This is a genomic window from Prauserella marina (assembly GCF_002240355.1).
GTDB lineage: Bacteria > Actinomycetota > Actinomycetes > Mycobacteriales > Pseudonocardiaceae > Prauserella_A > Prauserella_A marina.
This window is the reverse complement of sequence record NZ_CP016353.1, coordinates 3130763-3146302: the sequence shown is the minus strand read 5'-3', so window position 1 is coordinate 3146302 and position 15540 is coordinate 3130763. Positions and strand designations below refer to the sequence as shown.

Genomic DNA, 15540 nt, shown 5'->3' with positions numbered 1-15540 from the left:
GAGGGCTCACACCATGCCGGTGAGCGCCTGTAGCCCGAGGCTGGTCACCGTGACCGCGATCCACAGCACGCCACCGAGCAGCAGCGGCCTCGGCCCGGCGCCACGGAGATCCGAGGGCCGCATCGCGAGCCCGATCCCGGCCAGCGCGGTGGTGATGAGGAAGGTGCCGAGCCAGGCCAGCGCGGGCTGCCATCCGTTCGGGATCACCCCGAGGCTGCCGAGCGCGGCGGCCGCGACGAACCCGACGAGGAACAGCGGAACCACCTTGTGCCAGGGAATCCGTCCCGTGTGCGCCGCGCCGCCCGCCGCGCGCTGCTGCCTTCTTGCGACGAGCAAGGCGATTCCGATGACGATCGGCACGAGCATCAGCGCTCTCGTCAGCTTGACCACGATCGCGTACTCCCCCGCGTCGGCGCCGTAGGCGTAGGCGGCCGCGACGACGGATGAGGTGTCGTTGATGGCCGTGCCGCTCAGCAGCCCGAACGCGTGCGGGTCCATCCCGAGCAACCGCCCGATGGGCGGGAACACGAGCACGGCGACGATGTTGAAGGTGAAGATGGTGCCGAGCGCGTAGGCGACGTCGCGGTCCTTCGGCTTGAGAACCGCCGTGGTCGCGGCAATGGCCGAGGCACCGCAAATCCCGGTACCGACACCGATGAGGGTGCTGGTGTCGCCGCCGACCTTGAGCAGCCGCCCGAGCAGCGCCGCGCCTGCCAGCGCGACGGCGAGGGTGCCGAGCATGACGGGCAGCGACTCGCCACCCACCTGCCACACCTGCCTCAGGGAAAGGCCGGTTCCCAGTACCACGATGGACAACTGGAGGACCGGCTTGCCCGCGACGTCGTAGCCGGGACGCAATCGGGAACCGCGCATCGACGGCACTGCCGCGGCAAGCGCCGCTCCGAGCACGATGCCGAACACGGGGCCGCCGACGACGGGGACGAGTGTGCCGAGCGCCGTCGCCACGGCGGCGACGGCGAGGGCCACCAGCAGTCCCGGCGCCGTTCCGGCGACGCGCCGGAAGGCGGCGTGCAGCCGGGGCGCGCCCATGACGGTGGCCGGGACCTCGATCCCCAGACCGGCCATGTCCCACCTTCCACTCAAATGTTCGTACATTTAAGCTAGAGAATGTACGAACATTTGGCAATGGGTAACGTGGCTCACCACGGAGGAGGTGCGATGGCGGCACGGGTACTGGAACGAGACGGCACCGCGCCGCTGTGGCGGCAACTGCTGGACGATCTGGCGCGCAGGCTCGATTCCGGCGAATTCGGCGACCAGTTCCCCGGCGAGCTCGCGCTCGTGGCCGAGTACGAGGTCAGCCGCTCGACCGTCCGGCAGGCGTTGCGGCATCTCAGGGCCGAGGGCGTCGTCGTCGCCGCGAGGGGCCGCCAGCCCAGGGTCGCGCCCGCTCCGGAGATCCAGCAGCCGCTCGGTGCGCTCTACAGCCTGTTCGCCTCGGTCGAGGCGGCCGGACTGTCCCAGCACAGCGTCGTGCACGCGCTGGACGTGCGCGCGGACGGCGTCGTCGCCGACCGGCTCGGACTGGACGGCTCGACGCCGCTGGTGTACCTGGAACGGCTGCGGCTCGCCGGAGGGGAACCCCTCGCGCTCGACCGCGTGTGGCTACCGGCGGCGCTGGCGGCACCCCTGCTCGACGTCGACTTCACGCACACCGGCCTCTACACCGAACTGGCCGCCAGAGCCGACCTGCGGCTCGACACGGGGCACGAGGAAGTACACGCCGTCATTCCCACCGAGTCCGAACAGGCCCATCTCGGCGCGACGACGGCCGCCTTCTCGATCAACCGGCTCGGCAGGGCGCAGGGAAGGCCGGTCGAATGGCGGCACACTCTCGTCAGGGGTGATCGCTTCGCGCTCAGCGCGGAATTCACCGCGAGCACGGGCTACCGGCTCACCCCGCTCGGCGCGCCACCCGCGATGGCCGAAACCGCACCGCGCGGCACGAGCCGTTCCTGACGGCACCGTCCGCGCTGCCGGCTGGTCACGGCCGGTATCGCGCCCTGACGTGAAATCGCTCGCCCTGCGGGCCGAGGATGCTGAGGTACTCGACGGGACGCTGGTCGGCGGCCCCGAACCAGTGTGGAAGGTGCGTGTCGAACTCGGCGACCTCACCGGGCTCCAGCACCATGTCCGTCTCACCGAGAATGAGCCTCAATCGTCCATTCAGGACATACAGCCAGTGATAGCCCTCGTGTGACCTCGGATCCGGTTCGTCATTGCCGGAGCCGGGCGGCAGGACGTGCTTGAATGCCTGTAACCCGCCCGGCCGCCTCGTCAGCGGAATGACGGTCATCCCGTACCGCGTGAAAGGACGGGGAAACACCCTCGGATCTCCCGTCGCGGGCGCGTCGACCAGTTCGTCGAGCGGCACCTGATACGCCTTGGCCAGCGGGAGCAGCAGTTCGAGGCTCGGCTTGCGTTGACCCGACTCCAACCGGGACAAGGTGCTGACCGCGATTCCGGTGGTCTCCGACAGCGCCGTCAAGGTCGCACCGGCGCGCTTGCGCAGTTCCCGCAACCGTGGCCCCACCGCGGTCAGTACGGCATCGAAGTCGTCAGTCACCTTCGTATTGCAGTTTCGGCAAACCGGAATGTCAAATCGCCACGGCCTGGTCGCGCCACACCGGATCGTCGCCGCCCCACGGTGTCGGCGGACGCGCCCAGTCAGCCGGTGCGCCGTCGTAGCTCACCGGTGGCAGCGCGTATCGCAGCGCGCCAAGGGCGGAAGGCCGCTCGGCGAGCCAGGTCCCTTCGTCGTAACTTCCCTTCCCCGGCTCGGTTCGCGCGATGCCGTGCATCAGCCAGTAGGCCGTCCCCGCCAGCGAAAGGCGGGCCAGCCCGCCACCGCGCTCCGCGCGCTCGGTGAGCGCACGCAGGACGGCGGCGGCAAGCAGGTAACCGGTGCCGTGATCGAGCGCCTGCGCCGGAAGCGCCCCCGGCTTTCCCTCACCTGGCGACTCGATCGCGGCGATCCCGCTCGCCGCCTGGACGAGACTGTCGAAGCCCCTTCGGCCCGCCCACGGACCGTCCCAGCCCCACGCGCACAGTTCAGCGACGACAAGCCCCTCGTGCTCGGCGAGCATGGCTTCGGCCGAGACACCGAACTTCTCCAGCGCTCCCGGCCGGTAACCGGTGATCACCACATCGGCGGCGCCAAGCAAGTCCCGGAAGGTCCTCCTCCCCGCCTTGGAGGCGAGGTCGAGCGAGGCAGAACGCTTTCCCATGCCCGTGTCGGCGTGCGCGCCGGGACTCTCCTCAAGCCATGGCGCGTCGACCCGCAGCACGTCCGCGCCGAGCAGCGCGAGCGTGCGCGTGCCGACCGGGCCCGCGATGACCCTGGTCAGATCGAGCACCTTGACTCCCTCGGCGGGAAGCCGCGCCGAGGGCAGCCCCAAGGGAACCGGCCTGCCCCACCGGGAGAACTCGACCAGCGGGCGGGGCGCGAGGCATGGTCGCGCCGCGACGGCGACCGCGAGCCCGCCACCGGCGTAGACAGCTTCCCGCACCGCCACTGCGGAACGCGTACGAAGTTCTTCCGCGACCAGCCGCGCGACCCGCTCGGGATCGGGGTCGTCGCCGATCCCCAGTACCCGCAGCAGCCGCTCGCGGTGGTGCGGATAGTTGGCGTGGGTGCGCACCCAGCCGTCCGCGGTTCTCCAGAACCGGGAAAGCGGCGCGAACGTCACCGGCTCCTCGCCGTCGACGCGGGAGAGCCGTTCGCTGACGAACGCGGTGGCGACGGCACTCTCCCGCACCCTGACCGAGGGCAGATCCGGGGTGCCGTCACGGGTTGCCAGCAACTCGGCGGCAGCCAGCGAGCAGACGCCGACGGTGGCCCTTGCCATGTTCCTGACGGGCAGCCGTGCCGCGAGCACGTCACCTGCGGTCGAGTAGGTGACACCGCGCGCGAGCGCGGGCCTGCCACCGAGCGCCGCCCACGCCTCAGCCGTGGTGGCATCGATACCGTCGGCTTCGCTGGAGTCGCTGGGTTCTTCCGGCATGCCTCCAGTGTCGTGGTGTGCTCAGCTGACCGAAAACCCGAGTCCACCACGGATCCGCGCCGGGTGCGCTACAGTCGTCACCCCGGCGCCACGGCAACCCGCACGCGAGAACGCCAAGCGCGCACCGGCGGGCGAGCGGCGCGAACATTACGGATATCGCGGACACAGGGGGCGGCCCGTGCTCGACTTTCGTATGCGGCGCATTGCCGAAGAACTGGCCGCCGATCCACGCGCCGTCCTTCCCGAACCGGTCGGCGGCCTGATCGCCGACGACAGCGAGGCGGCGGGCGCGCTCGGCGACCTGCGCGCCCATCCCGGCGACGACACCATTCACCGGCTGACCGTGCTGCTTGAGCGAGCCGGTGAGCGGGATCCCGCCGTCATCACGGCACTGCGCGCGTGGCTCACCGACCGCGCCGCGCGAACACACCTACCCGGCGAACTGGCCGTGTCCTGCCACCTTCCGGGAACGGGCGAACCCGAGGCCGTTCTCGCCGAGGTGGAACGGCTCGTCCGGCTCGCGGGCTCCGAGGTGGTCGCGCGGGAAGACACCGAAGAGGGCTCGTGGTTTCACACCTCGCCGTCCGCGCCTTCCGGGCCTCCCGGCACGACCGAAAGGCCGCCGCTCGCCGAGGCGCTCGAATCCCGGCCTGCCGGGCGGATCGATCCCGACGACGCGGTGGTCACCGCCGCGCTGATGCGGCATCTGGGACCGCTGCTGGAATCCGTGCAGGGAAGCGACACCGCCGCCGTGCGGCTCGGTGCGCTGCTCGTCGTCAAGGCAGGTGCGGCCATGGCGGTGCATCAGCTCACCGACGAGCAGCAGCGAATGCTCGACAGCCGTCCCGCGCTGTTGGCCACCCCGGCCGAGGTGCTGCCGAGGCTCGGTCTCGCCGGCACCGAACCCGCCTACCAGCAGACCGCGGCCGAACTCAGTATCGAGATGGCCAAGGCGAGCGCGCTCATCGCCGAGGTGCGCGAGGAACTGACCCGGTTCGCCGACATCGTGGGCAGCGCGGGCGCCACCGCCCCCGACGACGACGAGCAGGCGCCGGACCACCGGTGACGCCGACCGCGCCGGAAACGGCGGCGGTCAGGCGAGGATGCGCAGCGGTGCCTCCAGCAATCCGGTGAGGGTGCTCAGGAAACGGGCGCCGGTCGCGCCGTCGACGGCACGGTGATCGGCCGAGAGCGTCACGCGCAGGATCTTGCGGGCCACGAACTCGCCTTCGACGACCTTGACTTCCTCGGCGGCCGCGCCGACGGCGAGAATCGCGGCCTCCGGAGGGTTGATCACGGCGGCGAACTGCTCGATGCCGAACATGCCGAGGTTGGAGATCGTGAAGGTTCCACCCGACATCTCGGCGGCCTTGAGTTTGCCCTCGCGGGCCCGCTCCCCCTTTTCCCTCGCCTCAGCCGCGATCTCGGAGACGCTCTTGCGATCGGCGTCGGGCACGACCGGCACGACGAGCCCATCGGGTACCGCGACCGCGATGCCGAGGTTGATCCGCTTGTGCCTGGCCAGATCGTCACCGGCGAACGACACGTTGACGTCGGGGTTTTCCCGCAGCGCGACGGCGACCGCCTTCACGATCAGGTCGTTGACGCTGACCTTGGGTCCCCCGGCCCCGGCGAGGGTCGCGTTGACCGTGCCCCGGAAGGCCAGCAGCTCGGTCACATCGATCGCGCTGGTCAAATAGAAGTGCGGCGCCTGCTGCTTGCTTTCGGTGAGCCGCTTCGCCGCCACCCGGCGCATGCTGCTCAACGGCACCAGCTCGGTGTCCTCGCCTGCCTCCACAGTGGATACTGCTGACGCGGGGGCGGGGGTATCGGCGGCCTCACGTGCCGCGGATTCGACGTCGCGCCTGATGATCCGGCCGCCGGGTCCCGTTCCGGCGACCCCGGCGAGTTCGACGCCCAGTTCCCTGGCGACCTTGCGGGCCAGCGGGGAGGACTTCGGCCCTCGCTCGCCGTCCGGCACGACCGCCGCGGCCCCCGCCACCAACGGCGTGGCGGCGACAGCGGCCGGAGCCGGCACCGGCGCGGGGGAAGCCGAGCCGGTCCCGTCTCCGACGATCCCGATGGGGGTACCGATCGCGACGCGCTCCCCCTCGGCGACGAGTACCCGCTCCAGTATCCCTTCGTCGTAGGACTCCAGCTCCATGATGGCCTTGTCGGTCTCGATCTCGGCCAGCACTTCCCCCTTGCCGACCTGGTCGCCTACCTGTTTGTGCCAGGCCACGATGACGCCGTCCTCCATGGTGTCGGACAGTCGCGGCATGCTGATGTCGGGCATTTCTCGTCCTCGGTTCGACAGTGTGGTCCGGTGGTCAGCGGCGCCGGCCGACCGCGTCCAACGTTTCGGAAACAGCGGTGAGCAGCGATTCGGCCGACGGCAGCGCGGCCTGCTCAAGGGGTTTGGCGTAGGGAAGCGGAACCTCGGCTGCGGCGACCCTGCGCACCGGCGCGTCGAGGTAGTCGAACGCGCCGTCCGAAATGGACGCGGCGATCTCGGCGCCGATACCGTAGGTGAGCCAGTCGTCCTCGGCGACGACGGCACACCCGGTCTTGCGCACCGATTCGACGATCGTGTCCCTGTCGAGCGGGCGGAGGCTGCGCAGGTCGATCACCTCGGCCGAGATCCCCGATTCCTCGCGCAGCCGGTCAGCGACCGAGGTGGCGACGGCGGCCATCCGCGAGTAGCCGATGATGGTGATGTCGCTGCCTTCCCTCGTCACCGCCGCCTTGCCGATCGGGGCGGGGGCGAGGTCGTCGGGCACCTCGCCCTTGGTGTTGTACAGCGCGAGATTTTCCAGGAACAGCACGGGATCGTCGTCCCGCAGCGCCGACAGCAGCAGAGCGCGCGCGTCGGCGGGGGTACTCGGCGCCACGACCTTCAAACCGGGGACGAACGCGTAGTACAGCTCGATGTTCTGCGAGTGGGTCGCGCCGAGCTGCTGCCCGCCCCCTCCGGGGGTCCTGATGACCATCGGCACGCTCGTCTGGCCGCCGAACATGCCGTAGATCTTGGCGGCGTGGTTGACGATCTGGTCGAGCGCGAGCAACGAGAAGTTGATCGTCATGAGCTCGACGACGGGCCGCAGGCCGAGCATCGCCGCGCCGACGGCGGCGCCGACGAAGCCCTCCTCGGCGATCGGCGTGTCACGGACCCGCTTCTCGCCGAACTCGGCGAGCAGACCGGCCGTGATCTTGTAGGAGCCCTCGAAGACGCCGATCTCCTCGCCGATGAGCAAGACGTTCTCGTCGCGCTGCATCTCCTCGCGCAGGGTGCTGCGCAGCGCTTCGCGGTATGTGATGACGGGCACGATAGTCCTTTGTGGTCAGAAGAGCGGGTCGGCGGGGAGCCTCCGCGACTCACCGGCGACGGGCGTGGCGTAGGTGTAGTCGAAGAGGGTCGCCGGGTCGGGATGCGGGCTCGCGTCGGCGAATTCGACCGCCGCGTCCGCGTCGGCCTGCGCGGCGGCCTCGATCTCGATGGCGGTCGCCTCGTCGAGCAATCCGGTCTCCAGCAGCTCCGCGCGGAACCGCGTGATCGGATCGGCCCCCCTCGCCCGCTCGATCGCCTCGGCGTCGCGGTACTTTCCGGGGTCGACGACGGAGTGTCCCTTGAGCCGTTCGCTGACCGCCTCCAGCAGCGCGGGTTTCCCCTCTTCCCTCGCGCCCGCGACCAGCCGGGTCGCGGCGTCCCTCACCGCGAGTACGTCGGTACCGTCGACCCGCTCGCCGGTCATCCGGTAGGCCGAGGCGCGGCGGAACAACTCCGGCTCCGCCGACGACTGCTCGACCGTCGTTCCCATGCCGAGGTTGTTGTTGATCACGACGAAGACCACGGGCAGGTTCCACAGCGCCGCGATGTTGAGCGATTCGTGGAACGCGCCGATGTTGGTGGTCCCGTCGCCCATCTGGCACACCACCACGTCGTCGCCGCCCCGGTAGTCGATGGCGAGCGCCGCGCCGACGGCCAGCGGGAGCTGCCCTCCGACGATGCCGTAGCCGCCGAGCAGCCGCGACCCGGTGTCGAACATGTGCATCGAGCCGCCCCAGCCCTTCGAGGTGCCGGTGGTGCGGCCGTACAGCTCGGCCATCACCCTGCCCGGTTCGATGCCCTTGGCGATCGCGTAGCCGTGCTCGCGGTAGTTGGTGAACAGATAGTCACTCGGGCGCAGCGCCGCCATCAACCCGACGACGGTCGCCTCCTCGCCGAGATTCAGGTGGCAGTAGCCGCCGATCTTGGCCTGCGTGTAGCCCTGCGCCGCGCGTTCCTCGAACCGGCGGATCAGCACCATCTCGCGGTAGTAACCGCGCACGACGCCCGGATCCTCCGCGGAGAGGGCGGTGACGACCCTGTCCAGTGTCTCCGTCATCGATACTCCTCAGCGCTTCTTCGGTGCGACGTGAACGGGAAGGCCGAGCGCGGTCAGCGCGGCCTCCATGCCGATCTCGCCGAGAGTGGGATGGGCGTGGATCGTGCCCGCGAGTTCGTCGAGCGTGGCCTCCGTGGTCATCGCGAGCGCGCCCTCGGTGATCAGGTCGCTCGCCGAAGGGCCGATGATGTGCACGCCGAGCACCTCGCCGTGGACCTTGCCCGCGACGATCTTCGCGAATCCCTCGGTGTCACCGACGCTCATCGCCCTTCCCAGCGCCGAGAACGGGAACTTCGCCGTGACGACGTCGTGCCCGGCCGCGACGGCGGCGGCCTCGGTGAGACCGACGCTCGCGATCTCGGGGTGGGTGAAGGTAGCGGCGGGAATCACCGTGTAGTCGAGGTGCGCCTCGTGACCGGCGATGACGTCGGCGGCCGTGGTGCCCTGATGCGAGGCGACGTGGGCCAGCAGTGCCTTGCCCGTCACGTCGCCGATCGCGTACACGTGCTCCGTCGTGGTGCGCAGCCGCTCGTCCACGGTGATGAAGCCGCGCTCGTCGGTGGCGGCACCGGTGGCCGCGAGATTGAGGTTCGCGGTGTTGGGCGTGCGGCCGACCCCGATCAGTACGACGTCGGCTTCGAGTTCTTTCGCCTGCTGCCCCTCGACGGTGACCAGCAGCCCGGCTGGCTGATTCTTCCTCGCCTTGCGCACCGTCCGCTGCCGGATACCGGCGACCGTGCAGCCGGTGAGCACCTCGATGCCCCTGCGGGTGAACGACCTGCCGAGCGCCGTGCCGATGTCGGCGTCCTCAGCGGGAACGAGCCGGTCCCGGGTCTCCACGATCGTCACGTCGCTGCCGAAGGTGGCGAACAGGTTCGCCCATTCGGCGCCGACCGCGCTGCCTCCGACGATCACCACCCTGCCGGGAATCTCAGTGAGCCCGAACGCCCCGTCCGAAGTCACCACACCCGGCAGGTCCGCGCCATCGACGGGCAAGCGCGCGGGAACCGATCCGGTAGCGATGATCACGTCGCGGGCGCACACGGTCTCCGTCGCCGCGCCATCGGGCTCCGCCGCGTAGCGCGGGCCGCCGGGGCCCTGCGGGGAGGAACCGACGCCATGAATGTCCACTGTGGTCGGACCGGTGAACGTGGCGTGGCCGGAGATGACGGTGACGCCATTGGCTTTCAGCAGGCCCGCGACGCCGTCGGTGAGCCCCTTGACGATGCCGTCCTTGCGACCGCGCACGGTGGCGTAGTCGAAGCGGACGTTGTCGGCGAAGACCCCGAACTCGGCGGCGTCCCGCACGGTTTGCAGCACCTCGGCCGAGCGCAGCATGGCTTTGGTGGGAATGCAGCCCCAGTTGAGGCACACGCCCCCCGCGCGCTCCTTTTCCACGAGGGCCACCGAAAGCCCTCGCTGGGCGGCCCGGATCGCGGCCACGTAGCCACCAGGCCCGCCACCGACCACCAGCACATCGAATTCGCGCACGGCGTCGTGCTCCTTCTCGCGTCACGCAACTCGGTCAGGGACGAGTGTCGTGACCGCGAGGCACCGGCACCATGCGCGACAGCCCAGAACTGATCACCCTTGATTGGGCACTGTGCCCAATCAAGGGTGATCAAGCCCCATCGCGCCCAGTCACGCCCCCGGCGCCGGGCCCTCCTCGTCGCGGGGCAGGTCGAGCGCCGACAGCGCGAGAGATAGCTCGACGTAGGCCTTCCGCCCCTCAAGCGGCCTTCCGATCAGCTCGGCCACGCGCTGCAACCGGTTCAACACGGTGTTGCGGTGGCAGTGCAGGCGCACGGCGGCGTTGGCGGCGGAGCGGTTCTCCTCCAGCCAGGCGGTGATGGTCCGCAACAGCACGTCACGTTCCTTCTCGGGCCTGGCGAGCACGCCGCCGAGGACCTGACCTGCCATGCGCGCCGCCAGTTCGGGCGAGCGCACGAGCAGCGCCTCCGGGTAGCGCTGTTCCAGTGAGACCACCTCGGCCGCCCCCTTGGGCGAGGTGCCCAACGCGACCTGAGCCAGCGCGTGTGCCGTGCCGATCTCGGTGAGCGAGGCGACGGGCGGCGACACCCCGGCTCTGCCCCTGGCCAGCGGACGCAACCGGTCGAGCACCGCGGCAGGCGGCCGGTTCTCCAGCGCGACGATGCCGACCTCGGTATCCACTCTGGACTGCCAGACCGAGAAGATCCGCAGCGCGCTGAGCGTCGCCCTCGGGCTCGACAGCGCCGGGGTACCGTCGGCGGCCTGGTCGGCCACCACGACGACGTAACCACCGCCCGCTGGCAGGTTCAGCTCGCTCGCCGCCCTCGCCGCGAACGTCGCGTCACCCGCCCTTCCGCCGAGCAGGTCCTCGATCAGCGCGTGCCGTCGCTGCTCGTCGAGCCGGACGCGCTCCAGCTCGGTGTTGCGGTAGTACGTCGACAGCGTCGAGGACAGCCCGTCGATCACCGACCACATCGCGGTACCGGCCTCCAGCACGTCGTGCGGGGCCACCCCGGTCAGCTCCGCCTGTTCGAGCAGCGCCTCCCACACGATGCGGCCGCCGAGCCGGAAGGTCCGCAACATCACTTCGAGGCGGACGCCCTGTTCGGCCCTGTGCCTGCCGATCGAGGCGGCGACGTCGTCCCCGTCCGGCCCTCCGGCCGCACCGCTGAGGATCTCCAGTATCCGGGTCAGGTACTGCTTGCAGCCTTCGCGCAGATCGGCGCGGGGTACCGGTTCGTAGTCGGTCCACTCCGGATTGTCGGTGAAGATCGCCGTCAGCAACCGGCCGGTCAGCACATCGACATCGGTCAGCCACGCCTCGGCAAGCGTCCTGGTACTCGCCGACGCGGTATCACCTCGCGCGTCTCGCACAACATCTCGCACAACATCTCGCACAACAGAGCAGACTAACCCTCCCCCGCGGCGACTCCCGTCCCGCTCGGCTCAGGGAATCGATCATTGCTTTTCGGTACCCTGTAGGGGTATAAACGACGCATACCCCGGCCGGGTATCCGCGAGTCACGAGGAGGAACCGTGCCCCGCATCGCAGCCGCCGATCAGGACACCGCACCCGAGCGTTCGCGTGCCGTGCTCGCCGAGCTCACCGAGCGTTCGGGGCAGGTGGGCCCCATGGTCGCGACCATGGCACACTCCCCCGCACTGCTCATGGGCTACCTCGAACTGTCGAGGGCGATGAAGCGAGCCACGCTGCCACGGGCGCTGAGCGAGAAGATCTCGCTGGCGCTCCAGCAGTGGATCGGCTGCGAGCTGTGCCTGGCCGCCCACACGCGGGCCGCGCGCAAAGCCGGGGTCACCGAGTCCGGCATCACGCTCGCGAGGCAGGGGGTCGCCGCCGACGAGCGGGAAACCGCGCTGCTGACCTTCGCCGTGCGGGTACTGGCCGAGCCATCGGGTCTCACCGACGCCGACATCGCGGAGCTGGGCGAGCACGGCTGGACCGAGCGGATCATCGCCGATGTGGTCGGCCTTGTCGCGCTCAACCAGCTCACCGGCTCGTTCAACCTGGTGGCTGGGCTTCATCCGGCGCCAGCGGCCTAGCATCGCGGCTCGGCTCCGATCTCCCTGAGCCGGGCCGCGACGTCTTCCGGCAGCGAGTCGGTGATGAGGCACCCATCCCCGACTCCGAACCGGCGAGGTGCTTGAGCTGTCAGCCGTCCAATGCGGACAGTTCGCTGGTCCGGTCGGCCAGCGCGTCCAGACGAGCACCGCCTGTTCGGCACTCAGATCGGCGAAGCGGGCGTTGTGATCACTCGTGAAGCACACGACCTCACAGCGTCTTGAGCCCGGCCGCAACCAGCGGATGCCTGATGTCGGCCCGCTCGGGGTCGGCGAGGGTGGACAGGCTCTCGGAGCTCGCGACGGTGTAGCTCGCGGCGGAAATCTCCGCCTGCCTGCCCCGCCCCGACGGGCAGAACGGGCAATTCTCCTCGGCGGGCCGGAACGCCCGGTGCTGCCGGTGCGCCGCCATCATGACCCATTCGTCCAGCAGCGGATCGAGCCGCAATTGCGACGCCGCCGAACTGATAAGCCTTCCCGTGGTGCGGACGACGGTGCCGACCTATACCGGTGCTCGGCGTGGGCATGGAACTGGAGGTCATCTCTGCCGTGGTACTGGGCGGCACACTGCTCACCGGTGGCGCGGGTACCGGCTCGGCTCGCTCGTCGGCGTGCTGCTGCTGCTGCTCCAGGTGATCAAGCACGTCATCAACCAGATCGGGTCGCTGAAATCGAACTGGCAGGCGCTGGTGAGCGGCACCATCCTGCTCGTCGTCGTCACGGTGCAACGATGGCTGGCGTTCGGGCAACGACGCCGAGCCAAGGACTGTCCATTGTGGATTGAGCACGCCGGACAGGCCGCAGTGCGCCGTTCACACCGAGGTCAGCTCAAGCATTTCCTCGATCGTCCGCAATGCCATGCCGGGGATCTCGGCTTCGGTGTAGGGAAGGCCGCTGCCGCCGACGTGCACATACGCGGTCACGTGCTCAAGCAGGACAGCCGAATTCACGCTGGTTTCGGAGATGCCTCCCCCGGTACGTACGACCGACTGATCCCAGTCACCGGGAAGAACCGTTTCGACCGGGTCGTCCTGGTAGTAGTATTCGATGTTCTTCTCATACGTCGCCTTCGCCTTTTCGGGCGTCGAACCCACCCAGATCGCGACACTCAGCACCACCGAACGGCCCTCGCCCCGGTAATTGAGCACGCAGCCCATCGACCCTTGACCACTCCCGAGTTCGAAGTCGAAATCCAGCCTCGGCGACGCCTCGGACATACCTGAGACATAGGGATCGATGGTGACCCTGTCGCACAGGTCGTCGATGTACCGCCAGGTCCCGCCTCGGTGCGAATCGGGGGTGTCGTCGCCGGGTTGCTCCGGACTCTCCGGTTCGTCCGCGCTGATCTCGAATCCGCCCCGACCTTGCGCGACCGGCGCACCGTCGTCGCCGGAACCGCCGTCTCTCGTGACGTAGAAGACGACGCCGACAGCCACGACCGCGACGAGAGCCGCACTGACGATCCCGATCAGCAATCCCCTCTTCGGGGGTCGTGGTGGTACGCCAGCTCCGCCGTACGTACCGGATCGCGCCCCATGTCCGGGCTCACCCCGCCATCCGGGCATGTCGTGCTGCGGCGGATACGTCATGGTGGCTCGTCCTTCGCTGGTGTCCGGACCGGCTTCGAGCCGGTCGGCTGCTTTCGGTATCGGCTGGCTCACGGCACCAGGCCCAGCCGAAGGAGACATTCCAGACTCCCCGGCGGAAAGCTAGCAGTCCACCCAGCGCGGACACCCTGGTTTCATTCCGATCCAGTAACGGCAGGGCCGAAGGTGTCCTCGACCGTACGGGCTTGCCCCGCCGTCACTCCGCCGAACGAGCCGATTCCACCGACGGTTGCGGGACCGGCTGCTCCGGGACGGCCGCGTGCGCGACGATGAGTTCGCCGACCCGCTCGCGCAAGGGGCCCCGGTACTCCTCCGCGAGACCGGAATCGGTGATCAGCACGTCGGCCGCCTCGATACCGGCGATGGTGCTGATCCCGAGCACACCGTATTTGGTGTGGTCGGCGAGTACGACGAACCGCCGCGACGCTTCGACGAAAGCCCGGTCGGTCTCGGCCTCCACGAGATTGGGAGTGGTGAACCCGCTGCGCAGATCCATGCCGTGCACGCCGAGGAACATCAGGTCGAGGTTGACCGAACGGATCGCGGCGACGGCGAACGGGCCGACGAGGGCCTCGGACGGCGTGCGGATGCCTCCGGTGAGCACGACCGTCTGATCAGGACGCGGTTGCCCTGAGAACAGATCGGCCACCTGCACGGAATTGGTCACGACGGTGATGTCGGGGACGTCCCTCAGCGATCTGGCGAACGTCCAGGTCGTCGTACCACCCGAGAGACCGAGCGCCATTCCCGGCTCGACGAGGCTCAGCGCCTCCGTCGCGATCGCTTCCTTCTCGGCGTTCTGCCGGTTGGATTTCGCGGCGAAGCCCGGTTCCTCGGTACTGCGCCCTCCCGGAAGCACGGCGCCACCGTGCACCTTCTGGAGTTGCCCCTCACGCGCGAGAACACCGAGGTCCCTGCGGATCGTCATGTCCGACACGCCGAGCCGGGCCACCAGATCGCTGACCTGCACGGCGCCGCTGCGACGGATCTCATCGAGTATCCGTGCCCGCCGTTGGCTCGCCAGCATCGCCGCCCCTCCGCTCGCTGTGGTTCCCGGCCCCAACCCTCGTCAAGGGTCGCACATTATCGCACGCACATCGAGGATTCCCGGCAACAGTCAACACCACGGCGGCAGCGGTTCCGGCTCGCCGGATGCCCGGTATTTTGCTGATTTTGTGTCCCGGCAGGCGGTCTGGCTCGTCTGCCCGCCCGCTTCGCGCGGTTTGCCGCGTTTACCCAGTCCGACATATTCACACAGAATTCGACGTGGCCAAGTATGTCCACAGTGGATCCAAGGACTCAGGACGGCTCGGTTTCGGGTGTAAAAACCGGCGTTAGGAAAACGTCAAGAACACCAGCGGCATCTTGAAAGCGGGAGCTCGCACTGCGATGACAGTAGCTGTGACTGTCCGGATGGAGCGAACCAGCGGTCGTAACGCGGGCGTACCGCAGGGCTTCGCGCTCGCGCGGGCAGGCGTGCTTTTCGTGCTGACAGCGTTTCTGCTTCACCTCGTCGACGCCGCGGCACCGATGGCATTCGTGCTGCTCGCCGCCGAGGCCGTCCTCGGCGCCTCACGACTGTCATCGACGCACGGCACGATCGCGGGCGCGCTCGCCGCGGTGAGCTTCGTGGTGTTCGCCGTACTGGGCGGCATCGGAGCGGGTACCGTCCTGCTCGCCATCGTCGGCTTTCCCCTCATGATGACGCTGGGCAGACTGGCGACTCGCCACACCACCGCCTGAACCGTCCACAGTAGCCAGCCGGAACGCTCGCCGTCACCGGCGCTCTCATTCCCTTCGGCAGCACGGCGCCGTCGCGCGGTGCCCTTGTCCCACTTGCCGTTCTCCTGCTGCTAGGCTGCGGCCCGGTCAGCGAATCTTCTTTGCAGGCAAAGGAATGACGAATGCGCCCGGGTGATCGCCGCACTGAGCCCAGCCGCTGGCTCACCCGGA

The 15540-nt window shown here is 69.2% G+C and carries 16 protein-coding genes; 4 read left to right on the top strand and 12 right to left on the bottom strand.

What is annotated here, in order from left to right:
* Positions 1 to 6: 6 nt before the first annotated feature.
* The gene (locus BAY61_RS14715) at positions 7 to 1086 is read right to left on the bottom strand and encodes a YeiH family protein (RefSeq protein WP_245866109.1); all 1080 of its coding nucleotides are present in this window, start codon (positions 1084 to 1086) and stop codon (positions 7 to 9) included.
* A 93-nt stretch (positions 1087 to 1179) separates the two neighbouring features.
* Here BAY61_RS14715 and BAY61_RS14710 point away from each other — a divergent pair, with 93 nt between their 5' ends.
* Positions 1180 to 1980 (top strand): GntR family transcriptional regulator, encoded by an 801-nt coding sequence (locus BAY61_RS14710; RefSeq protein ID WP_091798365.1) that lies wholly within the window; start codon positions 1180 to 1182, stop codon positions 1978 to 1980.
* A 25-nt stretch (positions 1981 to 2005) separates the two neighbouring features.
* On the opposite strand, the gene BAY61_RS14705 is transcribed toward BAY61_RS14710, so the two are convergent.
* Complete coding sequence (locus BAY61_RS14705) at positions 2006 to 2587, bottom strand: helix-turn-helix domain-containing protein (protein ID WP_091798362.1); 582 nt, start codon at positions 2585 to 2587, stop codon at positions 2006 to 2008.
* A 31-nt stretch (positions 2588 to 2618) separates the two neighbouring features.
* Positions 2619 to 4025: a CoA transferase gene (locus BAY61_RS14700; protein ID WP_091798358.1), complete on the bottom strand. Its 1407-nt coding sequence runs from the start codon at positions 4023 to 4025 to the stop codon at positions 2619 to 2621.
* 178 nt (positions 4026 to 4203) lie between these two features.
* On the opposite strand from BAY61_RS14700, the gene BAY61_RS14695 reads away from it, so the two are divergent.
* Positions 4204 to 5091: a hypothetical protein gene (locus BAY61_RS14695; RefSeq protein ID WP_094168492.1), complete on the top strand. Its 888-nt coding sequence runs from the start codon at positions 4204 to 4206 to the stop codon at positions 5089 to 5091.
* A gap of 27 nt (positions 5092 to 5118) precedes the next feature.
* On the opposite strand, the gene BAY61_RS14690 is transcribed toward BAY61_RS14695, so the two are convergent.
* The 5 genes from BAY61_RS14690 to BAY61_RS14670 form a co-directional block, all read right to left on the bottom strand.
* The gene (locus tag BAY61_RS14690; RefSeq protein WP_176879525.1) at positions 5119 to 6321 is read right to left on the bottom strand and encodes a dihydrolipoamide acetyltransferase family protein; all 1203 of its coding nucleotides are present in this window, start codon (positions 6319 to 6321) and stop codon (positions 5119 to 5121) included.
* A gap of 34 nt (positions 6322 to 6355) precedes the next feature.
* Complete coding sequence (locus BAY61_RS14685) at positions 6356 to 7351, bottom strand: alpha-ketoacid dehydrogenase subunit beta (protein WP_091798351.1); 996 nt, start codon at positions 7349 to 7351, stop codon at positions 6356 to 6358.
* Positions 7352 to 7366: 15 nt separating this feature from the next.
* Positions 7367 to 8410 (bottom strand): pyruvate dehydrogenase (acetyl-transferring) E1 component subunit alpha, encoded by a 1044-nt coding sequence (gene pdhA, locus BAY61_RS14680; RefSeq protein ID WP_091798346.1) that lies wholly within the window; start codon positions 8408 to 8410, stop codon positions 7367 to 7369.
* A 9-nt stretch (positions 8411 to 8419) separates the two neighbouring features.
* A complete protein-coding gene (gene lpdA / locus BAY61_RS14675; RefSeq protein WP_091798344.1) occupies positions 8420 to 9901 on the bottom strand; it encodes a dihydrolipoyl dehydrogenase in 1482 nt (493 codons plus the stop codon).
* A 150-nt stretch (positions 9902 to 10051) separates the two neighbouring features.
* Positions 10052 to 11275: a PucR family transcriptional regulator gene (locus BAY61_RS14670; protein ID WP_245866106.1), complete on the bottom strand. Its 1224-nt coding sequence runs from the start codon at positions 11273 to 11275 to the stop codon at positions 10052 to 10054.
* A 162-nt stretch (positions 11276 to 11437) separates the two neighbouring features.
* Here BAY61_RS14670 and BAY61_RS14665 point away from each other — a divergent pair, with 162 nt between their 5' ends.
* Complete coding sequence (locus BAY61_RS14665; RefSeq protein WP_245866104.1) at positions 11438 to 11962, top strand: carboxymuconolactone decarboxylase family protein; 525 nt, start codon at positions 11438 to 11440, stop codon at positions 11960 to 11962.
* Positions 11963 to 12191: 229 nt separating this feature from the next.
* On the opposite strand, the gene BAY61_RS33535 is transcribed toward BAY61_RS14665, so the two are convergent.
* The 4 genes from BAY61_RS33535 to BAY61_RS14650 form a co-directional block, all read right to left on the bottom strand.
* Complete coding sequence (locus BAY61_RS33535; protein WP_245866102.1) at positions 12192 to 12428, bottom strand: hypothetical protein; 237 nt, start codon at positions 12426 to 12428, stop codon at positions 12192 to 12194.
* Positions 12429 to 12551: 123 nt separating this feature from the next.
* Complete coding sequence (locus BAY61_RS32885) at positions 12552 to 12701, bottom strand: hypothetical protein (protein ID WP_170140005.1); 150 nt, start codon at positions 12699 to 12701, stop codon at positions 12552 to 12554.
* A gap of 91 nt (positions 12702 to 12792) precedes the next feature.
* Positions 12793 to 13668: a hypothetical protein gene (locus BAY61_RS32880; protein WP_170140006.1), complete on the bottom strand. Its 876-nt coding sequence runs from the start codon at positions 13666 to 13668 to the stop codon at positions 12793 to 12795.
* 115 nt (positions 13669 to 13783) lie between these two features.
* Complete coding sequence (locus BAY61_RS14650) at positions 13784 to 14614, bottom strand: DeoR/GlpR family DNA-binding transcription regulator (protein WP_091798342.1); 831 nt, start codon at positions 14612 to 14614, stop codon at positions 13784 to 13786.
* Positions 14615 to 14976: 362 nt separating this feature from the next.
* On the opposite strand from BAY61_RS14650, the gene BAY61_RS14645 reads away from it, so the two are divergent.
* On the top strand, positions 14977 to 15330 hold the full coding sequence (locus BAY61_RS14645) for a hypothetical protein (protein ID WP_143021330.1): 354 nt from the start codon (positions 14977 to 14979) through the stop codon (positions 15328 to 15330).
* Positions 15331 to 15540 lie beyond the last annotated feature (210 nt).

Bases quoted from the DNA above. Each gene is read 5' to 3' on its own strand.
- BAY61_RS14715 (WP_245866109.1), bottom strand. From the start codon at position 1,086: ATGGCCGGTCTGGGGATCGAGGTCCCGGCCACCGTCATGGGCGCGCCC.
- BAY61_RS14710 (WP_091798365.1), top strand. From the start codon at position 1,180: ATGGCGGCACGGGTACTGGAACGAGACGGCACCGCGCCGCTGTGGCGG.
- BAY61_RS14700 (WP_091798358.1), bottom strand. From the start codon at position 4,025: ATGCCGGAAGAACCCAGCGACTCCAGCGAAGCCGACGGTATCGATGCC.
- BAY61_RS14690 (WP_176879525.1), bottom strand. From the start codon at position 6,321: ATGCCCGACATCAGCATGCCGCGACTGTCCGACACCATGGAGGACGGC.
- pdhA (WP_091798346.1), bottom strand. From the start codon at position 8,410: ATGACGGAGACACTGGACAGGGTCGTCACCGCCCTCTCCGCGGAGGAT.
- BAY61_RS32880 (WP_170140006.1), bottom strand. From the start codon at position 13,668: ATGTCTCCTTCGGCTGGGCCTGGTGCCGTGAGCCAGCCGATACCGAAA.
- BAY61_RS14650 (WP_091798342.1), bottom strand. From the start codon at position 14,614: ATGCTGGCGAGCCAACGGCGGGCACGGATACTCGATGAGATCCGTCGC.
- BAY61_RS14645 (WP_143021330.1), top strand. From the start codon at position 14,977: ATGACAGTAGCTGTGACTGTCCGGATGGAGCGAACCAGCGGTCGTAAC.